Source organism: Streptomyces sp. PU-14G (assembly GCF_041028275.1).
GTDB lineage: Bacteria > Actinomycetota > Actinomycetes > Streptomycetales > Streptomycetaceae > Streptomyces.
This window is the reverse complement of the sequence record NZ_JASKYT010000118.1, coordinates 1-20,003: the sequence shown is the minus strand read 5'-3', so window position 1 is coordinate 20,003 and position 20,003 is coordinate 1. Positions and strand designations below refer to the sequence as shown.

Genomic DNA, 20,003 nt, shown 5'->3' with positions numbered 1-20,003 from the left:
CCGCTGTGGAGGCTCCGCCGCGGCGCCCCGCACGTCGCCCCGCCGACCGCCCCGCCGGTCGCCCCGCGCCGGAGGAGTGCGCTCCGATGCGGCGGCGTGGGCTGGGCGGGGTCGAAGGGAGACGGGGACGACGCGGAGGCGCACGCGGGGACGGCGGAGACGCCGCGGCGGAGCCTCCACAGCGGCGACTGACGGCGGCTGCGGAGACGGGCTGCCGCAGCCGGGGCGAGACGGAGCGGGAGCTACCTGCGACCGAAGCCGGGTCCGGACCCGGGCCCGGGCCCCGCTCCGCCTCCGGCCGCCGGGCCGGGCTCGTCCTCCGTCTCGACGAGCAGATCCTCCTCGTCCTCGTCGAAGACGGAGCTGACGTCGAAGCGGCACACGACGCGCTGCGCGTCTGCCTGGTCGAAGGGCGTGGAGAGCCACTCACCCGGTTCGCTGGGCTCGTCGACCGCGGTCACCCACAGCGTGGAGTCGCCCTCTTCCAGGCCGAACTCCTTGTGCCGGGTCGCGATCTCGTCCGGCTCGTACTCGCCGAACAGCACACCCAGCGCCGCGTGCACGCCGCCGCCCGCCGAGGCGCCTTCGACCCGCTCGTCCTCCGCCGACTCGGGGTCCAGCTCGGTGACCCGCTCCGCCTGGGCGAGCATCCGCTGCGGCTCGGCGATGGTGTAGTCCCTGCGGATGAGGACGCTCAGCGCGCTGGGCGTCTCCGGCCCCGCGTAGGCGGGCAGCGTGTCGCCGCCGGGAATCTCGAAGGGGGTGACCTCGTCGTAGACCTCGTACAGCAGTTCGTCGTAGGCCTCCCCGGCGGCGGCGAGTTCGTCGAACGCGGCGTAGACGGCGGAGTCGAGTCCGGCGGTGTCCTGCCCCGCCGGTGCCTCGCCCCGCTCCCCGTCACCGGCGTCGGCACCCGCACCCGCGGACGCCCGGGACTCACCCGCGCGGCGCTCGACGGCCTCCAGGTGCCGGTCCAGCGCGGCTTTGACCGCCTCGGCGGCGGCGCGTACGTCGGCAGCGGTGGGCTGCGCAGCATCAGACATAGTGCAGACGCTATCGGCAGACGGGCTCCGGACGCACAATGGTGGGGATGCCGGAATACGAATTTCGCGATGTGTACGTCCCCCGCGGCGTGTCCCGCAAGGCCGCGACCCAACTACTCACCGACCACGCCGAGTACGGGCACTGGGAGCTCGCCAGGACCAGGCTGTACCCCGACGGGAGCCGCCGGGTGCGACTGCGTCGCCGCATCATCCGTCAGCTGCGCGCCACCTGGTGAGCGGAAGGCGCTCCGCGCCCCCGACCGCCGCCCCCGCCCGACGCCGGGTCGAAGGCATGTGCGGCGGCGCCGGAAAGTGAGGGAGCGGGCCCCGTCGTAGGGGCCCGCTCCCTTTTCCCGCCTGGTCACTGAGCGTTCTCGGTCCCCGCCCACTTGGCGCCCGGACGGCCGTTCGCCGGCCGTCAGCGCGTCGCAGCGGGACACCTCGCGTTCCGCCCTCGGGCCGGCGCGCGTCCGGTCAGCGGCGGGCGGTGACGCGGGAGCGCCGGTAGAGCACGTAGCCCCCGGCGAGGAGGCCCATGCTGAGCGGTGCGGCCACGCCGAGCTGCGAACCGGCACCGGTGTGCGCCAGCTCGCCGTGGGCGTCGGCGTCCCCGGTAGCGGGGGCTTCCGCCGCGGGCACGGGCTGGGAGGCCGCGTGCACCTCACCGGTGCTGCCGGGCTGGTCGGGGGTTTGCGGCGTGTCCGGCGAGGTGGGCTCGTCCGGAGTGCCGGGCCGGTCGGGCCCGCCCGGCTCGCCGGGCTGCTCGGGCTGCTCGGGCTGCTCGGGGTCGCCCGGCTTCCCGGGGTTCTCCGGGTCATCCGGCGTCTCGGGGTCGCCGGGATCGCCGGGCTTCCCCGGCTCTTCCGGCTCACCGGGCTTCTCCGGATTCCCGGGCTCCTCCGGGTAGCCCGGGTCCACGGGCCCGGGAGCCTCCGGGTTGGCGCAGTCGTTGCCGTGCGCCGGGTTGAGGACCCCGCCGACGTCGACGGTGTTGCCGCAGACGTTGACCGGCACGTCGACCGGAACCTGCACGTCGTTGCCCGAGCCGACGCCCGGCGAGCCCTGCGAGGAGCCGCCCGCATGGGCACCGCTGCCGCCGCCCCCGGTGACCTGGTCACCGCGGCCACCCTGGGGGCTCTGGCCGCTCGGCTCCTCCTCGTGCGCGCCGGAGCCGCCGCCCGAACCGCTGCCGAGACCCGCGCAGCCGTTGCCGGAGGCCGGGTTGAGCAGGCCGATGACGCTGACGGTGTTGCCGCAGATGTTGACCGTGACGTTCACGGGTGCCTGGAAAGTGTTGCCGGAGAGCACCCCCGGCGAGTTCGCGCTGTCGCCCTGCGCGCCCGCGTCTGCGAACGCCGTTCCCCCCGACATCGCGAACAGGCCGCCCGCGGCGGCCATGGTGATGAGGCCCTTTCTGGTGCCCTGTCGCATCGTGTGGATTCCCCTGCCTAGTGGTGGCTGCCTGATGTGGCTTTCTGTGAACCGGCCAGGGGGAGGCGCCTGTGAGCGCCGTCCCGCCCCCTCAACTTCCTCGAAGGCCTCCGGCCCTCAAGACCCGAGGGCCCCGGAGCGCGTGGCGCGCGCTCCGGGGCCGCTCAGATTCGTCTGCTCACCGAACGGGTCGGGTGAGACTCGGCGTCAGGAGTTGACGCAGGTGTTGCCGAAGGCGGGGTTCAGCAGCCCGATCACGGAAACGCTGTTGCCGCAGGCGTTCACCGGGATGTGGACCGGAACCTGGACGACGTTGCCGGAGACAACACCCGGGGAGTGCACGGCGGCACCCTGCGCACCCGAGTCGGCGACGGCCATACCCGCACCAGCCAGTACCAGACCGCTGGTGGCAGCCGCGGCGGCGATGACCTTCTTGATCATTATTCCTCCTAGTTGGCAAAGCGGTCCCAGCCGGGGACCGCATCTCCTGTAACGAGGACGGAGGAATCTGGCTACGAACCGACTAGATCATTCACTCTTCCCGGTCATATGAGCACACGCGACCGATTTCCGGGCCGGGCCCGGAGCACGGCGGATCCAGACACCCCGGGCCCAGAGCGCGGCGGGCCCGGGGCTCGCCCTCACGCCTGGTCGAGGAAGCGGTCCAGCACCCGTGCCCCGAACTGCAGCCCGTCCACCGGCACCCGCTCGTCCACACCGTGGAACATGCCCGCGAAGTCCAGCTCGGGCGGGAGCTTCAGCGGCGCGAAGCCGAAGCAGCGGATGCCCAGGTCGTCGAACGACTTGGCGTCGGTGCCGCCCGAAAGCATGTACGGCACGGCACGGGCGATGGGGTCCTCGGCGCGCAGTGAGGACTGCATGGCGTCCACGAGCGCCCCGTCGAAGGTGGTCTCCAGCGCCTTGTCGGCGTGCACGTCCTCCCGCTTGACCCGGGGGCCCAGGAGGCGGTCGAGGTCGGCCAGGAACTCCTCCTCGTGCCCCGGAAGGAACCGACCGTCCACGTGTGCGGTCGCCTGACCAGGAATGACGTTGACCTTGTACCCGGCACCGAGCTGCGTCGGCGCGGCGGTGTTCTGCAGCGTCGCACCGATGATCTTCGCGATGCCGCCGAGCCGGGTGAGGGTCTCCTCCATGTTCTCCGGGTCGAGCTCGATACCGAGAGCGTCGGAGAGCTCGTCGAGGAAGGAGCGGACCGTCTTGGTCACCCGTACGGGGAACTTGTGGCGGCCCAGTCGCGCCACGGCCTCGCACAGCTCGGTGATGGCGTTGTCGTTGTTGGTCATCGACCCGTGTCCGGCGGTGCCGTCCACGGTCAGCCGCATCCAGTGCATGCCCTTCTGGGCGGTCTCGACGAGGTAGAGCCGCAGGTTCTCGTTGACCGTGAAGGAGAAGCCGCCGACCTCGCCGATGGCCTCGGTGACGCCCTCGAACAGGTCGGCGTGGTTGTCGACCAGGTGCCGCGCCCCGTACACGCCGCCGGCCTCCTCGTCCGCGAGGAAGGCCAGCACGATGTCGCGGGGCGGCTTGCGGCCCGTTCGCAGGCGGTCGCGCACCACCGCCAGCGTCATGGCGTCCATGTCCTTCATGTCGACGGCGCCACGGCCCCACACGCAGCCGTCGACGATCTCCCCGGAGAAGGGGTGGTGCGTCCAGTCGTCGGCATTGGCCGGAACGACGTCGGTGTGCCCGTGGATGAGCAGGGCCGGGCGCGAGGGGTCCTCGCCCGCGATCCGCGCCACGGTGGAGGCGCGGCCAGGCCGGGACTCGAAGATCTGCGGCTCCAGCCCCACCTCGGCCAGCTTCTCCGCGACGTACTCGGCCGCCGCCCGCTCCCCCGGCCCCTCGTTGTTGCCGTAATTGCTGGTGTCGATCCTGATCAGGTCACGGCACAGATCGACGACCTCGTCCTCGGCGGTCGCCACCCTCGCGGCCCCGGCGCTCTCGGCACTCACGCTGCCTCCTCTTCTCGCAGGTAGACCCCCATACTCCCGCTGACACCGCGGCGCCCCAAGAGGCGGGTGATCGCAGTCCGCCGCGGGTGCTAAGGTTTAACCCGTCGCCAGGGCCGCCCACGGCCCGCGCGGCGCACCCGGTCGGGGTGGCGGAATGGCAGACGCGCTAGCTTGAGGTGCTAGTGCCCTTTACAGGGCGTGGGGGTTCAAGTCCCCCTCCCGACACCAGCTAAGACCCCTGTTGATCAGGGGTTTTTGCGTTTCCACCCCTACTGCATGACCAACCACGTGGCCAACAGGGATGATCTTGCTCAGGTCAGTTCAGGTCAGAGAGCCTGATCCGGCTGGCACTCGAAGCCGCCAGCTTCACGACACCCTCCTTGCGACGTCGGCCATAGCGGTCCATCGTGTACCCCACTGAGTGGTGAGGGGCATTCGCCGAGACCTCTGCCGGGCTCTCCTTGGCTTCCAGATCATTATTGATCTTGCTCGCCCGCCAGTCGTGGATGCGGAACAGGTCGGGCAACTACAGCCTGGCACATACGCGCCTCCAGCGAGCGGAGGCCTTCTCAGGAGATCCTGAAACCCTCCCCGGCTCGCCGTCCTCCCGGAACATGTAGCCGTCTCGGGCGAGCACGAGCACGGGTCCGTGATCCATCCATGCGGAGCTCAGCCGTGCCTTCTCTTCCTGCTGCCGCTCCCACTGGTACGTCAGAGCGTTCATGCCGACTGATCCACGTATATGACGGCGTTGGCCTCGCCATCCTTGGTCAGCTTCCTCAACCGGTATCCACTCCCTTCCGAGACAACATTCAGAGACTGCCGTTAGAGAGTCGGACACAGCACGCTCCTCTCCCCTTCTGTCGCCAGTCGTAGAAGGTGGATCACGCGTCTCCATGTCCGCAACCGTCATCTACCGTCCGCTTCGCCATAGGTGAGGAGGGGAACGGTGGCGGCGCGCAGGGCCGAGACAGCTGCGGCGAGAGCCGGATGGCGGGCGGCGCCGCGGCGGTGGGCGGCAAGGGTGCGGCGGCGTAGCGGTAGGCGGGTCAGTACGACCTCGGGGGGAGGATCTGCTGTGCCCAGGTGTGGAACGACGGCCGCGCCTTGGCCCAGTGCGACGAGCGCGAGGGTGGTGGCGAATTCGTCCACGTGGTGCCGGATTTGTGGAATGAAGCCCGCGGCCCGACAGGCGCCGAGGAGCATGGCGTGGCAGAGCGTGCCGGGAGTGCCGGTGATCCAGGGTGCGTCGCCGAAGCGTGCGAGTAGCGGTATGTCATCGGGCGCCTCGGGGAGGTGCGTCGAAGCGAGATACATGGGTTCCGTGAAGAGCGGGGCGGTCTCCAGTCCGGGTTTGGGTGCGGTTGGGACAAAGTCGTACTCGTGAACGAGTGCAACGTCGAGGTCGCCACTGCGTAGCGCGTCGGCAACGTCGGCCGGATCGATCTCCCGCACTCTCGGTTCCAGGTCCGGGTGGTCACGCGCGAGCACGGCCAGGGCGGCCGGGATGATCATTCGAGTGGCGGTGGGGAACGCGCCGATGCGCAGCGGTCCTGACAGACCATGACGCGCGGCCGCGAGGTCGGCTGCGGCCATCTCCAGACGTTCCAGTACCGCCTCCGTGTGGCGCACAAGGTTCTGCGCGGCGGGCGTGAGAGCGACCCGTCTTCCCGTGCGCTCCAGCAACGGGGTCCCCGCTTCACGCTCCAGTGCGCTGAGCTGCTGGGAGACCGCCGAGGGCGTGAACGCCAGCGCCTCGGCGACGGCTGCGATGGTGCCGCGCATCGACAATTCCCGCAGCAGGCGCAGGCGACGTGCATCAAGCATCAGCACAGCTTACGGTCAGGCTCACAAACACGAACTAGACCTGCACTATCTGGGCGAGCCACGCTGCTTCCCATGTCTCCTCTCCCCTTCCCGCAAGGCATCCACGTCCCCCTGATCACACCGTTCACAGCGGACGACGACATCGCCGTCAACTCCCTCGAATCCCTCGCCTACGCGGTGCTGGACGAGGGCGCCGATGGCATCGTCGCGCTGGGCACAACTGCGGAGGCGGCCACCTTGGACGCGGAGGAGAAGGCCGCGGTTGTGGCAATCTGTGCCAAGGTTTGCCGAGAACGTGACGCACCGCTGACGATCGGAGTAGGCGGCAGCGACAACACCCGGGCAGCCACGCGGGCACTCGCAGAACTCGCCACCGTGTGTCCCCAGGCCACGGCCGCGCTCGTCCCCGTGCCTGTGTTCAGCCGCCCTGGAGCGGCAGGCGCCGTGGCGCACTTCGCTCATCTCGCGCAGCACAGCCCCGTGCCTTTGATCGTTTACCACGTCCCCTACCGCACGGCACAGCCGCTCGACGCGGCGGCCCTGCGCGTCATCGGCAGGCACCCCAACATCCGGGGCGTCAAGCTGGCCACCGGATGCGTCGATAAGGAGACCGTAGAGCTGCTCAGCGACCTGCCACCTGACTTTTCCGTCCTGGCGGGGGATGACGTGCTGTTGTCGCCGTTGCTCGCGCTGGGCGCGGCCGGTGGCATCCTCGCCTCCGCGCACCTGGCCACCGCACACTTCGCGGCACTGGCCGCAGCCTGGCGCAACGGCGATCACAAGAACGCCCGCAACCTCGGCCTCGCCCTGGCCCGTCTCTCCGCAGCCGCTTTCCGCGAACCCAACCCTGCTGTGATCAAGGGTGTTCTGCACGCCCAAGGCCGCATCCCGACCCCCGACATCCGCCTCCCGCTGCTGCCTGCCCGACGCGCGTCGGTAGACCATGCGCTGCAGGAGACGGAACGCGTCCGACACGTCTGACTAGACCCGGGCCGGGGAGGGTATCGCGTATCGACGCTCCAGCAGACCTTCCCGGATGCCGGAGGCCGCTGCACCGGGGGCAGTGACCAGGAGGGTGGCGAACTGGGGTGCCGGGCGATGGTCGGCAGATCGGCATCTCACCGCGGTCGACGTGGTGGAGCGTCGAGCTGCTCCAGCCCCCAGCCCACCACGACGGTCAGCTGCCGACTGGCCGCGGCGGGCAGATCGCGCGGCGGGGTGGGACAGCCGGTGTCTTCGGCCAGTCGGCGCAGCGCGGCCGACTCGTCGAAGGCCCATCCCTCGGCCTGCAGTGCCTGGCCCAGAAAGGCGAGCGTGTCTTCGAGACTGGTGAGGTTGCCGATCGCTTGAGTCCCCCCTCGCTCTTGAGAAGCGAGGCGAAAGCATGCTCCAACGCTCTTTGGCCTTGCGGCAGTGGAAGCGGACGGTTCGGGTGGTCACGCCCAGGTACCAGGCGAGGCCCGCGGGCAGCCCGCCGGCGCGAGGAGCCCGGGGAGCCGCCGTGCTTGGTGGACGCATCACTGAGGTCGGGCCGTTGTGGCACGAGCGGCACCAAGCCATGCTGACGTCACGCCCTCGCCGCCGGGTCGTTGGTGCCTGTGTCAAGCACAAGCTGCTCTTCGTCGACCGTCTGTTGGCCACGCGGGTGCACCTCCGCCTTGGGCGCCACGCACGACGTTCCGGCCTGCTGGTTCCGTATCGACTGCTTCGCACTTGCGCGTGCGTTCGGTGAGGTGCGACCGCTGCTGGCGATCCGGGGGCTACACCGTCGCGCCCGACCTCCGACTGCGCACGCTCGCCGAGGTCGTCGACGATCTCGGCGCGAGCGGGCAGACCGGGATCATCGACGGGGGCGAGGTCAGGGTGCGTCGTGCGACCGCCGGGCACAAGGACCGGGGGAAGTTCATCTCCGGAAAGAGCGCCGATGTCGGCTACCAGGGTCTGGGTACCCAGACCGGTGGGCGCATGGTGCCGCCACCGCACCGCAAGGGCAAAGAAGAACCCACCCGAGTGGTACGAGGAGATTCCTGAGCAACGGCGGAAGGCGCACTCTTCACGCCGCGTCCGGGTCGAGCACGGCATCCTCGGTCTGGAGAACTGCGGGTCCCTCGCGCGGCATCACGGCCGCCGCGAGCACTTGAGCGACACCATCCAAGCTGTCGCAGGACCGCGCTCCCGTCGGCAGGCCGTCACGGTGGCCAGTGGTACGCGAACGTGAACACACCGGCCAATCAGCAACCCTCGACGCGCCACCGCCAACCATGCACAAGCTCGTGAGGACACCGAGGCTACCGCTCTGGGGCTGTAGACACGGTTCGCCCGTAGCCGTCAGACTTGCGGTGAGAATCGCCGAGCGACCACCGGGGGGCGGGGATGACGGCTGGGGGGTTTCTGGGGTTACTGGTGCTGGCGCTCATCGCCGGATTCGTTGTGTTCATATTCGTCACCACCAAGGATCTACCCCCCGCTCCTCGACCTCCTCAGCGCCCGAAGGGCATGAGCAAGCAGGTGTGGAACCGGCAGCAGAAGGATTGGCGGGAGTACAAACGAAAACACGGCATCGACCGAAGTGGCGGCGCCGGGTACAGCGGAGGCACCGGCGAGGGTGGCGGCGAGGGCGGCGATTGACGGAGTTGCCGTCTGGGGGACGCCAGGTCGCTTCGCTCGGATCATTCGGCGCCGCGTAGCATCGCTCCTCAGAACCAGCCGAACTACCGATCTCCAGCACATAGCCGACTCCGGCCTCTTCCAGAGAGCGGCGCATACGCCCTTCCTGCCCGAAGGCGCAATCGCCAGTCACCCCAGCGATGGGCAGCGAGGCCAGAATTCGCAGGATCATCGCGCGGGCCAGTTCGCCCTTGGTGGAAAAGCCCCGGTCCGGCGGCACTCGCGCGGCCTGGCACCGGACCCGGTCCCGGTCCCCTGCCCTGGGCTTGGGCTTGGGCAGATACAGCTCCTGTCCACTGCGCCCGCCCCCGCCGTGAGGGCATAGGCGGTGAACACACCGATCTGGCAGTTCTCTCGCACCGCTCGGCCCATCATCGACCGGCGTGCGCGCAGCACTTGTGCGGCACGGACTCCGTACCCCTGCTGACCGTCCCCGACCTCTTGATGGACGGCTTCCCCAGCGCCCACCTCACTGCTGACGAAGCGCAAGCGCACGCCACCGTCGCCGAGGACGGCGACGTCGTGGTCGCCGGTGTGGTCCGCGCCTTCCGAGCGTGGGTGCACCAGGGACCGGCGATCGCGCTCGGCCCCCAGCTGCACGCCCTGCGCGTCGACCCCGAGCGTCTCGACGCCCACTTCCTCGCCGGGTGTCTGCGCGCTCCGGCCAACGGCCGCCAGGCAGGCACCCACACCTCCAGCTCTTCGCGGATGGACATCCGCCGACTGCAGGTACTGCAACTGCCGCTGGAGGAACAGGCGGTGTATGCCGATACGTTCCGTCGCCTGTCGGCCTTCGAACGTCTGCTGGCAAGATCCGGGGCGCTCGGTAAGGAGTTGGCCGACGGAGTGAGCGACCGGATGTCGACACACGGCCTTGCCCCCGGGGCAGCCTCGCGGTCCCGGGGGCACCAGCCCGGCTGAGCGTCGAGTCGGCGTCTGCTACTCGTCGCTTCGGCGGGATGATGCGATGTGGCCGCGGCGTCGGTGCCCGCTCACTCGGCCTGAGCGAACAAGGCGAGCTGCGCCGCCTCTTCGGCAGGCTCCGCCGTGTCGGCCCCGGCCGCATCGGCGAGGTCCGGGCCCGTCTCCTCCGCGGCCTCGTCGTCCTGCGCCAGTGTCGGCAGGACGTACTCCTGGGCGCGCGCCGCCAAGTGCAGCGGAAGCGGCGAGGAGAGCGCCCCGTTGTAGTCCGGAGCCTGGCGCAACTGGTGCATGGTGAGGGCGAGCGCCTCTGCGTCATCGGGCTTGCCGGCTTCCGGCTGTGCCGAATCGCCGCCGTCATGGCAACCGAGTACGGCGATCTCCACCAGCGTGGGGTTCCACGCTGGTTTTCCGGCCGCCCGACGATGGCCGAAGCCCTGGCGGTTCTCGCCCCGCTCGCGCCTCGGCCGGGTGATGCCGAGCCGCAGCCGCGGACCCACCCCGACCCCACTGCTCCGTTGCGCCTACGAGGGGAGCCGCGCCCGCGTCCGGTGCCCCTGCCGACTCCGGTGCCGGACGCGCCGACACCCGCCGACGGGGAGTGGCTCGACCAGCGAGAGATCGAGGAACTCTGTGCGCGGGCCGAGTGCGAGATCACGTCCGGACAGCCGGGCGATGCCACGGCACGCCTGCAAGGGCTGACAGAACGGGTCCGTGAAGAGTGGGGGGAGCGCCGCCCCGTAGTCCGGCGCGTCTGGCAGGTGGCAGCAGACGGATTCCGCCTCGCCGGTGACCACGGTTCAGCGGCCGACACCTACCGCACGATCGCTGACTGCATCATCAGCGGCGACGGCCCGTCCGAACGCGCCGATCGGGCCGCGGCCCGCCTACACCTCGCCGTGTGCCAGCTGTCCTTCGGGAACCTCGACAGCGCCATCGCGACGGTCCGGGACGCCGGCTACACGGCTGCTGGTTTGCCACCGGAGCACGCCACGCGGCTGGAGGCACTGCGCGCCGACGTCGACGCCCAGCTCGGGGCTCACCTGATGGACCCGCCAGACTCTGGCGCCTGACCGAGCGGGCTCACACTGTCGATGCCCTGCGTACACCCGTGCACGCGGGCCCGCGACGTGTTGTGCGATCTCCTGTGCCAGCAGCCAGCCCGGCAGCTTCCTTACCGAACTTTGCCTTCCGCCATTCGAGTCGTGTTGCCGATGGCGTCGGTACTGGGCGAACCTTCAGGTCGTCATCGATGCCAACAGTCGCCTGGTCTCGGCGGCCAGCCTGCCCGTGCCGGGCAGCCGCAACGGCTGCCGGGCGTTCCCCGAATCCGGTGTCGAGCGGACCTCCGCGAAGCCCCGACATACGGCGTGGCCTGGTCGTCGGTGCAGGCGTCGACGACCAGGCCTTCAGCGCCGTGCCGCCACGGCACCGCGGCGCCGTGGCGGCGATCCGGATCGCGCTACTTGCAGGTGCTGGAAGTGCTGATGTAGACCTGCCGCGGGTGGGCGCCGTTGAACGCCCAGCCCTCACCGGGCTTCATGCAGATCGTCTTGGCGTTGGAGAAGCGGACGTACACGACGTCGTCGTGGCGGGTGTTGTTCGCGCTGTCGGCGGTCCTGCCCTTGGGGCCGAGTGTCTGCCAGTAGCCCGCGTCCTTGTACTTGCTCAGGATGGTGGTGCCCTTGGTGAAGCACACGTACGGGTACGGGCACTTCGCCGTGAGGCGCGCCGCCGAGTCGGCCGTGGGCGCCGGGGCGGGCTTCGCAGCCGTCGCCGTCCGCGCCTGGTCCGGGCCCGGGGCCGCTGCCTGCGCCGTCATGACGCCGCCTCCGGTCACCGCGCACAGCGCGGCTGCCGCTGTCACGACAGCCGCACGCCTGTAGTTGCGCATGAGGTGTTTCCCCCTCTGTTGAGTCCCCCGCGCACGCGAGCGGCGTGCGCTGGAGGGCACGCTACGAGGGCCAGTGCGGTGACGGCATCCGCCACCGGGTTGAACCGGACCTGGTGGGTGGACCGACGCGGTAGTCCCCCGGTTCGATCCGGTCGCCCACCTGTCGTCGGGGCAACCGGACCGTGCGGGCGAGAAGTGCGCCCGCGACTGGCCCGTTGTGATCGAGGAGCACGACGCCATCATCGCGGCCCTGCGTGGCGCCGGCCCTCGGATCACTGAGCTCGGTGGAGCGAGTGCCTGCGCCACCTCGTCACTCGCGGGTGGCGTCGTCCAGTGAATGCACGAACTTGGTGAGCAGGCGTGCGAACTCCTGCTGCTCACTCGTGTCCCAGCCCTTGAGTACGTCCGCGTAGAAGAGCTGCCGGGTCCGGTGGGCGGCGACCACGGCTTCCTCGCCCGTCGCGGTCAGCTCGAGGCAGCTCCTGCGGCCGTCCTCCTGCGAGGCCACGCGGCGCACGAACCCCGATCTGACGGCCTCGGCGACGATCCTGCTGGCCCGCGAGGGGTCGATGGCGAGCCGATCGGCGATGAAACCGACCGTGACATCGCGGCTGCTGTCGCCCGCCCCCTCGTCGACGGCGTCGATGACGGCGAGCGTGTTGAGTTCCACCGGTTCGTCGAGGTCGCTCACCACGGGCCGGGCGAGGCTGCGCCGGGACTGCCGGCGGCGAATCCGGATCATCGCCGCCTCGATCTCGGACAGCACGCCCTGCTCGACCGGACCCCTTCCGCCCCGCGCCGGGGTACGCGCCTGACTTCCTTCGCCCTTCGTCACGTTGCGAGGCTACCGGCTTCCGTGCCGAGAGCATATTTGTGGGCTACCGGCCCAGGTGCGCTGGTCAGGGATGTGCAGTGCGCATCTGAAGAGGGTTCCACCCCCTTACCTCTCCGCTCTCTCGACATTCCGATGCGAAGAGCACTTATATGCCGTTAGCATGAAGTTGTTTGGTGCATTCTCATGCCTTCACCCCATCACCGAGCGACGACCACCGCCCCCACCGACGACCGGCCAGCGACCACTGACCACCGACGGACGGAGAGCCCAATGACCGACACCGGACCAGGCCGGCCTCCCAGGCGGGCGGACACCGCGCCCCCACCTCCGCGTCCCCTCCTCCCCACGTTCCCGCTGCTTCTCGCCGTCCTGCTGCTGACCAGCGCGATGTCGATGCTCGACCAGTCGATCGTCGCCACCGCAGGGCCCAGCCTGACCGGCGATCTGGGCGCCCTGGACCTCTACAGCTGGACCTTCACCGCCTACATGCTGACCTTCAGCGTGGCCATGCCCGTGTACGGAAAGCTCGGGGACCTCTTCGGCCGCCGCGCGGTGTATCTGACCGCCCTCGTGCTCTTCCTGGCGGGTTCGGTGGCCTGCGGCACGGCCGGTTCGATGGGCCAGCTCATCGCGTTCCGCGCCCTGCAGGGGCTCGGCGGCGGAGGGCTCCAGGTCAGCGCGTTCTCCGTCCTCGGCGACCTGATGCCGCCGCGCCAACGGGCCTCGTATCAGGGGTGGTTCGCCGGGGTCATGGTCATCGCCAACCTCGCGGGGCCACCGGCCGGCGGCTTCCTGACCGACCAGCTCGGCTGGCGGTGGATCTTCCTCATCAACGTGCCGCTGGGCCTGCTGGCCATGGCGGGCATCCGGGCCCTGCTGCCACGCGCCGCCCGCAAGGCGACCCGGCCACGCATCGACCACGCCGGCACGGTGCTGCTGGCCGGAGTCATCGTCTGCCTCGTTCTCGTGACGGACCTGGCCGGGCGCTACGGCTGGGGACACGCCGCCGTCCGGGGCCTGGCCGCGGGCGCCGTCGTGCTGGCAGTGGTGTGGGTACGCCACGAGCGGCGCACGGTCGAACCGATCGTCCCGCTCGGGCTGTTCGGCGACCGGACGTTCGCCATCTGCGTGGTGGTCGCCTTCGCCGTCAGCTTCGCCTTCTTCGGCTGCGTCAACTTCGTGCCCCTCCTCTTCCAGACGGCCGAGGGCGTGAGCGCCACCCGCACCGGACTCCTCTTCCTGCCTGCGATGGCCGGCATGGCCGTGGCGACGGTCGTGGCGGGCCAGGTGATCGGCAGGACCGGGCGCTACAAGTGGTTCCCGGTGGCCAGCACGGCTCTGGCGGCTGGCGCCGCGGGCCTGATGTCACTGGCCTCGGCGGACACCGGCATCGCGATGTTCAGCCTCCTGCTGGCCGTCATGGGCATCGGGGTCGGGCTCTCGTCGCAGGTGACCACGCTCGTCGCCCAGAGCACCGCGCCGCGCGCGCACATCGGCGTCAGCACCTCCACGGTCGGTCTCGCCCGCAACCTCGGAGTCGCCTTCGGCGCCACCGTGTTCGGCTCCCTGCTCAACGCACGCCTGGCCGGTGAAGCCGCACGACGGCTCCCCTCCGACGTGGCGGACCAGGTGGTGGGCGGCTCCCTGGAACCCCGGAAGATCGACGCTCTCGGCCCGCAGACGGCCTCCGCGGTGGCCGACGTCTACAGCGGCGCCCTGTCGACCGTCTTCCTCTCGGCCGTGCCCGTCCTGCTGGTCGGCCTGGTGCTCGCGCTGCTGCTCAAGGACGTCAAGCTGGAGGCCCGCGGTCCCGGGGGCTCGGGAGCCCCCGGGGGCCCAGGAAGTCCAGGAGTTCCAGGAGTTCCGGGAAACTCCAAGGGGCTTCAAGCCGTCGGCGATGCCTCGGCGGACGCCGCGGGCGGGGGCGGCACGGACACCGACACCAACACCGATTCCGACACCCCCGAAGATCCGGCGAAGGCCTGATCGCGGCCCGCACCGCGCTCGCGAGGTCCCCGAGTCCCGCCCCCGCCCCCGCCCCAGATTCGCTCCGACAACGCACCGGTCCCGCAGCGGCGGCGGGTTTCACCCGGGCCGGTCAGTGCGCGGCGGTTGGGTGTCCTCGCGGTCGTAGACGAGCAGGCCGTCCTCCCGCAGCCGGGCGCCGGGGGTGGGCGGATGGTCGGTGAAGCGGCCGTCGTGGGCGAGGTGGCGGACGGGGTGGCCGCGGGCCAGGACGGCGAAGTCGGCGATGAGCCTGCGGTGACAGCGCCACCACACCGACTCGCCGCACATGACGGCCGTGGGGGTCTGAGAGGCCTCGTCGAGCAGGTCGTCCATGGCGGCGAGGAAGTCGGGGTCGCGGGTGTGCCCCGCGTAGCCGCGGAAGGACGCGTTGCGCCAGAAGGTGTCGGGCGAGTCGGCGGCGGCGCGGCGGAAGCCGCCGAGCCGTTTGTCCCAGCGGTAACCGATTCCTTCGGCGGGCAGCCAGCGGCTCAGCGCGTCGCGCTGCACGTCGGGGTTGCGGCGGCTGCCGGGCGCGGTGCGTACGTCCACGAGGCAGCGCACCCCGGCGCCGTGCAGCAGACGGGTCAGTTCCTCGCGTCCCGCGGTGCCGTGTCCCAGGGTCAGGAGCGGTGGTACGTCCTTCACGGCTCCCAGGATGGCACCGGAGGGCCGGGCCGCGCCCCACGGCACACCTGACCSGGCCGGGACCCAACCCGACCCCACCCCGATCGACTCGACTCGCCCCAGCCCAAACCGCGACTAGACCCAACCCAACCCGACCCGTCCCGACCCGACCCGACCATCGTCGACCTGGCCGCCCGACGGCCGCCTGGCGCCCAGACGCCCAGGCGGCCTGGCGCCCAGGCGCCCCAGCGAGCCAAGCGGCCAGGCGGCCAGGCCCGTCTCAGTCGCCCGGTGTCGGGTCGACGCGGTCGATGTCGGCGCGGCGGACCACCGCGCGCCCGACCTTCCCCGCGCGCCTGACCAGCGCGGGACCGTCCCAGTGCGGGGGCCAGCCGCGCCACAGGCGTAGCCGGCCCGCGACGACGACGGCGGTGAGCTGGTCGCGGTTCGCGAGCCGCACCAGTTCCCACTCCAGGTCATAGGAGGGGGTGAGCTCGGGGACGTCGAGGTCGACGAGGAGGAAGTCGGCGGCCTTGCCGACGGCGATCTGTCCCGTCTTCTTCTTCAGCCCGACCGCGTCGGCACTGCCCGCGGTGGCGTGGTCGAGCCAGAGCCGTCCGGTGCCGCAGACGGAGTCGCCGGTCGACAGCCCCGAGGTGAGGCGCTGGGCGCTCTCAGCGGCGTCCACCATGCGGAAGCCGTCACCGCGGGTGCCGTCGGTGCCGGTGCCGAACCGCACGTCCCAGTTGGCCATCATCGTGGCCTGGGCGACGGCGTTGCCCTTCCACGCGCTGGCGACGGGGTTGTAGCTGATCGCGGCGCCCGTGTCGGCGAGCAACTTGATCTCGTGGGGGCTGAGCAGGGTGGCGTGGGCGCCGAGCGTGGCGGGGCCGAGGGCGCCGACGTGGTGGAGGTAGTCGATCGGGCGGCGGCCCACGGACTTGAGGGAGCGTTCGACGGCGGCCAGGTGCTCGTTGACGTGGGTCTGGAAGACGGCGCCCGCCTCCTCGCACATCCGTGCCGTCGCCTTGAGCACCTTGGCCGTGGCGTCCTCGGGCACCGGGATGGCGAGTGAGGGGTGGATGAGCTCGTGCCCGTCCCAGCGCTCCAGGTGCTTCTCGCCGCCCTTGCCGTCGGAGACGACCTTGCTCAGCACGCAGCGGAGCCCGGCCTCCTCGACGCCCTTGGCCACCACCTCCACGTCGACGGGGGCGCGGGTGCCCGCGTCGGCGACGGTGGTGAAGCCGCCGCGCAGCCACTCCAGGGCTGACAGCTTCGATGCCAGGTAGGCGCTCTCCTCGTCCAGCGCGTGTTCCAGCGGCTCCCAGACGCTCTTGAAGATCTCGGACGGCTGCCCGAACGCCTGTGCCTTGCCGAAGCTCTGTGTCAGGTGGTGGTGGGCGTCCACGAACCCGGGCATGAGCAGGTGGCCTTCGAGCCGGACGGGGTCGAGGTGGGAATGTTTGGCGGTGAGCTCGTCGGCGGGGCCGATCTCACGGAAGACGCCCTTCTTGACGAGCACGGCGTGGTCCTTGGCGACGCCCTTGGGCAGCAGCACCCGGTCGGGTACGAGCAGCAGCGTCTCGGCGTCGAAGCTCTTGGGGCCGAGCTTTCGGCCCTTGCCCTCCGTGTCGCGGTCCCGGGCGTACGCCGGTGCCGCGGACGTACCGGCGAACAGACCCGCGGCTCCGGTGGCCCCCGCGCCGGCGAGAAATCTGCGGCGGCCGAAGTCGTCCCGCCTTCCCTCGGGGTGCTCTCCCCCGCCCGCCCGCGGCTCAGCCGGGCCGGGGCCCACCTCGTCGCCCGCGCCCCGGACCGACTCCTCGCCCGCGCCCCGGGCCGACTCGTCCGCGCCCCGGCCCTGTTCCCCGCTCGCCTCCGGGGCCCGGTCCGTCGCCGCCCGCCGTTTTGGTATCGCCTCGTCCGCCACCGCACACCCCTTCGGCTGATCTTGCTCCAGGAAGGCCACGACCCTAGAGGAGCTCGCGGTACGGAACAAGACTTCCGGGATGCGGGATGCATGCGGTACACATGTGTCAGTCGTCGAGCACGACGCCGAAGGTGTCGGCCAGTCCCGCGCGGCCCGCCTCGGTGAGGTGGACGGCGCGGCTGGCGGGTGCGCGGGTGAACCAGCCGAGCGCGAGCAGCCGGTCGTGCAGGCCGCGTCCGAGGGCGCCGGCGAGGTGGTGGCGCTGTTCGCTCCAGTCGACGCAGTAGCGGACGGCCGCGCGGCGCGGGGGCCAGGTCACGCCGAGCGCGGCCAGGAAGGTTTCGCCCTCGGGGGTCAGCCGGTAGTCGATGTCGTGCCCGAAGCCGGAGAGCCGGTCGCGTGCGGCCACCGAGGGGTCGAAGACGCCGTCCCCGCCGACGAGGTGGGCCTTCTCCAGCAGGGCGCGCATCAGTTCGACGCCGAGCCGTCCTGCCAGGTGGTCGTAGCAGGTGCGGGCCCGGCGCAGCGCCTGGGCGCGGGTGCCCTGGCGCAGCGAGCGGACGGGCTGGGCGGGCGAGAGCTGGGCGAGCAGCTCCAGCAGCCGGGCGACGTGTTCCCCTGCGAGCCGGTAGTAGCGGTGCCTGCCGTGCCGCTCCACGGTCAGCATCCCGGCGTCGACCAGCTTGCGCAGGTGACCGCTGGCGGTGGAGGGCGCGACCCCTGCCTCGGCGGCGAGCAGGCTCGCGGGCAGCGCCCGGCCGTCGTCGAGCGCCAGCAGTACCCGGCACCGTCCCGGATCGGCCAGCAGCGCGCCGACGGCGGAGAGGTCGGCGTCGCCCCGGTGGACGCCCGCCGCGCCACGCGCCGCCTCGTCCGGCGCGCCGGACGAGGAGCGGTCAGCCGTGCCGGTGGTCGCGGGGCGAGGCGCCGCGGCGGGACGCCCCGCCGCTGGGGAGGTCTTCACGCGTCCAGGGTAGGGACCGCACGTTTCGACCCGCACCGCAGCGTCCGTGCGACCGGCCACCCGGACTGCCGGTGCCGATGCCGCACAGACCGGGACCGACCGCACAGACCGGGACCAAACGCACAGACCGGGGCCGACCGCACAGAGACCGGGGCCACGCAGACCAGGGCCACCCGAGCCGAGACCGCACGGGCCGGTGCGGCACAAGCCGAGGCCGCGCAAGCCGATGCCGCACGGGCCGGTGCCGCACAAGCCAACGCCGCACAAGCCGATGCCGCCCGGGCCGCGCCGGGCTTCCGGACCGCGCGGGCCGGCCCGCGGCACCGGTGGGGACGGTGGCACGGGCCGGCGTTCGGGCGGGCGAGCGGGGAGAGGGTCAGCCCAGGCGGCCGACGTTCAGCAGGGCGTTGGGAGAGCCGGAGCCGGGGTTGCCGACCACGCCGGTCTGCGCGTTGCCGACGAGGGCGTCCCGCACCTGGCCCGGCGAGGCGCCCTGGTGCGCGGACAGGTAGAGCGCCGCGGCGCCGGCGGCGTGCGGGGTGGCCATGGAGGTGCCGCTCATGGTCGTGGAACCGCCGCCGTTGCGGGTGGAGGTGATGCTGCCGCCCGGCGCGAACAGGTCGAGGCAGCGGCCGTAGTTGGAGAAGTACGACCTGCCGTCGCCGCGGTCCGTCGAGCCGAGGGTGATGGCTGCCGGTACCCGTGCCGGGCTGGTGTTGCAGGCGTTGCGGGAGTCGTTGCCCGCTGCCACGGCGAAGGTGACGCCGCTGTTGATGGCGCCCTGGACGGCGTTGTCCACGGACGAGCTGGCGCCGCCGCCCAGGCTCATGTTGGCGACGGAGGGGCCGCTGTGGTTCCGCGCCACCCAGTCGATGCCCCCGATGACCTGCGACCACTGGCCCGAGCCCTGGCAGTTGAGCACCCGCACCGCGACCAGGTCGACGTTCTTGGCCACGCCGTAGGAGCGGCTGCCGACCGTGCCGGCGACGTGGGTGCCGTGGCCCTGGCAGTCGCTGGCGTCGCTGTCGTTGTCGATGAAGTCGTAGCCGCTGCTCGCCCGTCCGCCGAACTCCGTGTGCGTCATGTCGATGCCGGTGTCGACGATGTAGGCGGTCACGCCCGAGCCGTCGTTCGGGTAGCTGTAGGAGTTGTCGAGTGCGCCGTCGACCCGGTCGATGCCCCAGGAGGGCGGGCTGGGCTGTGTCCCGGTGGCGCGCGCCTTGCCGTCGGCCTCGACGTACTTGACGCCCGGTGCCGCCGCGAGCTTCTCGGCCTGTGCCTCGGTGGCGCGGAACGAGAACCCGCGGAAGGCCGCCGAGTACACCTGGCCGACCTCGCCGCCGTAGGCGTCGGTGAGCCGCTCGGCGGTGGCGCGGGCCTGGGTGCGCGCGGTGGCGGACACCGAGGCCTGGCCGTCGAGCGCCACGATGTACTGGCCGGATATCGCGCCGGGCGCGGAGGCGCCGCGGATGGTGCCCTGCTGCGCGTCCGGGGTGGACGCGCCGGCGGTGGCGGCTCCGCTCAGCCCCAGCGCCGTCGCGGTCAGCGCACCGATGCCCAGCGCGGTGAGGCGTCTGCTGCGCGTACGAGTACCCATGGATGCTGCTCCTCGTCGTGGGGGTCGGGACGGGCGGAGGGCGCCCGTCCGTCTGGCCCACACCCTCGGGCCGCCACCGGAGCAGAACAATCCGGAACGTCATAGGTAGGGGTACGTAATCCCCCGGTGAACGCACCCCGCGCCAGGGCACGTTCAGGCCACGGCACCGCTCACCCGCGCACGACCCCGTTCCCGTACGGACGGCACCGCCCACCCGCGCGTGGCCCCTCCCCGTGCGGACGACACCGCTCCGATGCCCAGCGCGGTGAGGCGTCTGCTGCGCGTACGAG

At 71.4% G+C, this 20,003-nt stretch carries 21 protein-coding genes, 1 tRNA gene and 2 pseudogenes; 10 read left to right on the top strand and 14 right to left on the bottom strand.

Annotation, left to right across the window (positions count from 1 at the left end):
- Positions 1–192 (top strand): hypothetical protein (locus AB8Z75_RS16130; protein WP_369202490.1); only part of this gene is annotated, 192 nt, incomplete at its 5' end.
- A gap of 50 nt (positions 193–242) precedes the next feature.
- On the opposite strand, the gene AB8Z75_RS16125 is transcribed toward AB8Z75_RS16130, so the two are convergent.
- Positions 243–1,043, bottom strand: a complete 801-nt coding sequence (locus AB8Z75_RS16125) for a hypothetical protein (RefSeq protein ID WP_369202488.1) — start codon at positions 1,041–1,043, stop codon at positions 243–245.
- A gap of 47 nt (positions 1,044–1,090) precedes the next feature.
- On the opposite strand from AB8Z75_RS16125, the gene AB8Z75_RS16120 reads away from it, so the two are divergent.
- Positions 1,091–1,279: a DUF5703 family protein gene (locus AB8Z75_RS16120; protein WP_114019287.1), complete on the top strand. Its 189-nt coding sequence runs from the start codon at positions 1,091–1,093 to the stop codon at positions 1,277–1,279.
- Positions 1,280–1,517: 238 nt separating this feature from the next.
- Here AB8Z75_RS16120 and AB8Z75_RS16115 read toward each other — a convergent pair whose 3' ends face one another.
- The 3 genes from AB8Z75_RS16115 to AB8Z75_RS16105 all read right to left on the bottom strand — a co-directional run bounded on the left by AB8Z75_RS16115 (position 1,518) and on the right by AB8Z75_RS16105 (position 4,447).
- Positions 1,518–2,474: a chaplin family protein gene (locus AB8Z75_RS16115; RefSeq protein ID WP_369202485.1), complete on the bottom strand. Its 957-nt coding sequence runs from the start codon at positions 2,472–2,474 to the stop codon at positions 1,518–1,520.
- A 207-nt stretch (positions 2,475–2,681) separates the two neighbouring features.
- Entirely contained in the window at positions 2,682–2,915 is a 234-nt protein-coding gene (gene chpH, locus AB8Z75_RS16110; protein ID WP_114019289.1) for a chaplin ChpH, read from the bottom strand.
- Positions 2,916–3,115: 200 nt separating this feature from the next.
- The gene (locus AB8Z75_RS16105) at positions 3,116–4,447 is read right to left on the bottom strand and encodes a M20/M25/M40 family metallo-hydrolase (RefSeq protein WP_369202483.1); all 1,332 of its coding nucleotides are present in this window, start codon (positions 4,445–4,447) and stop codon (positions 3,116–3,118) included.
- 140 nt (positions 4,448–4,587) lie between these two features.
- Here AB8Z75_RS16105 and AB8Z75_RS16100 point away from each other — a divergent pair.
- Positions 4,588–4,675, top strand: a tRNA-Leu gene (locus AB8Z75_RS16100).
- An 88-nt stretch (positions 4,676–4,763) separates the two neighbouring features.
- Here the strand turns inward: AB8Z75_RS16100 and AB8Z75_RS16095 are convergent.
- Both AB8Z75_RS16095 and AB8Z75_RS16090 read right to left on the bottom strand, forming a co-directional pair.
- Positions 4,764–4,973, bottom strand: a complete 210-nt coding sequence (locus AB8Z75_RS16095) for a hypothetical protein (protein ID WP_369202481.1) — start codon at positions 4,971–4,973, stop codon at positions 4,764–4,766.
- Between the two features lie 383 nt (positions 4,974–5,356).
- Positions 5,357–6,274, bottom strand: coding sequence for a LysR family transcriptional regulator (locus AB8Z75_RS16090; protein ID WP_369202479.1), 918 nt, complete (start codon positions 6,272–6,274; stop codon positions 5,357–5,359).
- 72 nt (positions 6,275–6,346) lie between these two features.
- On the opposite strand from AB8Z75_RS16090, the gene AB8Z75_RS16085 reads away from it, so the two are divergent.
- From AB8Z75_RS16085 to AB8Z75_RS16075, 3 genes are all read left to right on the top strand, one after another.
- The gene (locus AB8Z75_RS16085) at positions 6,347–7,255 is read left to right on the top strand and encodes a dihydrodipicolinate synthase family protein (protein ID WP_369202477.1); all 909 of its coding nucleotides are present in this window, start codon (positions 6,347–6,349) and stop codon (positions 7,253–7,255) included.
- Positions 7,256–7,993: 738 nt separating this feature from the next.
- Complete coding sequence (locus AB8Z75_RS16080) at positions 7,994–8,305, top strand: hypothetical protein (RefSeq protein WP_369202476.1); 312 nt, start codon at positions 7,994–7,996, stop codon at positions 8,303–8,305.
- 372 nt (positions 8,306–8,677) lie between these two features.
- The gene (locus AB8Z75_RS16075) at positions 8,678–8,902 is read left to right on the top strand and encodes a hypothetical protein (protein WP_369202474.1); all 225 of its coding nucleotides are present in this window, start codon (positions 8,678–8,680) and stop codon (positions 8,900–8,902) included.
- 130 nt (positions 8,903–9,032) lie between these two features.
- On the opposite strand, the pseudogene AB8Z75_RS16070 reads toward AB8Z75_RS16075, so the two are convergent.
- Positions 9,033–9,221: pseudogene (locus AB8Z75_RS16070) on the bottom strand (IS701 family transposase); the annotation flags it as partial.
- 116 nt (positions 9,222–9,337) lie between these two features.
- On the opposite strand from AB8Z75_RS16070, the gene AB8Z75_RS16065 reads away from it, so the two are divergent.
- Entirely contained in the window at positions 9,338–9,862 is a 525-nt protein-coding gene (locus AB8Z75_RS16065; protein WP_369202472.1) for a hypothetical protein, read from the top strand.
- A gap of 71 nt (positions 9,863–9,933) precedes the next feature.
- Here AB8Z75_RS16065 and AB8Z75_RS16060 read toward each other — a convergent pair whose 3' ends face one another.
- The gene (locus tag AB8Z75_RS16060) at positions 9,934–10,362 is read right to left on the bottom strand and encodes an RNaseH domain-containing protein (protein WP_369202470.1); all 429 of its coding nucleotides are present in this window, start codon (positions 10,360–10,362) and stop codon (positions 9,934–9,936) included.
- A 69-nt stretch (positions 10,363–10,431) separates the two neighbouring features.
- On the opposite strand from AB8Z75_RS16060, the gene AB8Z75_RS16055 reads away from it, so the two are divergent.
- Both AB8Z75_RS16055 and AB8Z75_RS16050 read left to right on the top strand, forming a co-directional pair.
- On the top strand, positions 10,432–10,935 hold the full coding sequence (locus tag AB8Z75_RS16055) for a hypothetical protein (protein ID WP_369202468.1): 504 nt from the start codon (positions 10,432–10,434) through the stop codon (positions 10,933–10,935).
- Between the two features lie 148 nt (positions 10,936–11,083).
- Positions 11,084–11,206 (top strand): annotated as a pseudogene (locus tag AB8Z75_RS16050) (IS5/IS1182 family transposase); the annotation flags it as partial.
- Positions 11,207–11,324: 118 nt separating this feature from the next.
- On the opposite strand, the gene AB8Z75_RS16045 reads toward AB8Z75_RS16050, so the two are convergent.
- Both AB8Z75_RS16045 and AB8Z75_RS16040 read right to left on the bottom strand, forming a co-directional pair.
- Positions 11,325–11,756, bottom strand: coding sequence for a hypothetical protein (locus tag AB8Z75_RS16045; RefSeq protein WP_369202466.1), 432 nt, complete (start codon positions 11,754–11,756; stop codon positions 11,325–11,327).
- A gap of 310 nt (positions 11,757–12,066) precedes the next feature.
- Positions 12,067–12,522 carry a MarR family winged helix-turn-helix transcriptional regulator gene (locus AB8Z75_RS16040; protein ID WP_369202494.1) on the bottom strand — a complete coding sequence of 152 codons (456 nt, stop codon included), beginning with the start codon at positions 12,520–12,522 and terminating at the stop codon, positions 12,067–12,069.
- Between the two features lie 339 nt (positions 12,523–12,861).
- Here AB8Z75_RS16040 and AB8Z75_RS16035 point away from each other — a divergent pair, with 339 nt between their 5' ends.
- Entirely contained in the window at positions 12,862–14,577 is a 1,716-nt protein-coding gene (locus AB8Z75_RS16035; RefSeq protein ID WP_369202464.1) for an MDR family MFS transporter, read from the top strand.
- 99 nt (positions 14,578–14,676) lie between these two features.
- On the opposite strand, the gene AB8Z75_RS16030 is transcribed toward AB8Z75_RS16035, so the two are convergent.
- The 4 genes from AB8Z75_RS16030 to AB8Z75_RS16015 all read right to left on the bottom strand — a co-directional run bounded on the left by AB8Z75_RS16030 (position 14,677) and on the right by AB8Z75_RS16015 (position 19,713).
- Positions 14,677–15,243 (bottom strand): DUF488 family protein, encoded by a 567-nt coding sequence (locus AB8Z75_RS16030; RefSeq protein WP_369202462.1) that lies wholly within the window; start codon positions 15,241–15,243, stop codon positions 14,677–14,679.
- Between the two features lie 259 nt (positions 15,244–15,502).
- Entirely contained in the window at positions 15,503–16,801 is a 1,299-nt protein-coding gene (locus AB8Z75_RS16025; protein WP_369202492.1) for an amidohydrolase family protein, read from the bottom strand.
- Between the two features lie 457 nt (positions 16,802–17,258).
- The gene (locus AB8Z75_RS16020; RefSeq protein WP_369202460.1) at positions 17,259–18,116 is read right to left on the bottom strand and encodes an ArsR/SmtB family transcription factor; all 858 of its coding nucleotides are present in this window, start codon (positions 18,114–18,116) and stop codon (positions 17,259–17,261) included.
- 376 nt (positions 18,117–18,492) lie between these two features.
- Positions 18,493–19,713, bottom strand: a complete 1,221-nt coding sequence (locus tag AB8Z75_RS16015; RefSeq protein WP_369202458.1) for a S8 family peptidase — start codon at positions 19,711–19,713, stop codon at positions 18,493–18,495.
- Positions 19,714–20,003: the final 290 nt, after the last annotated feature.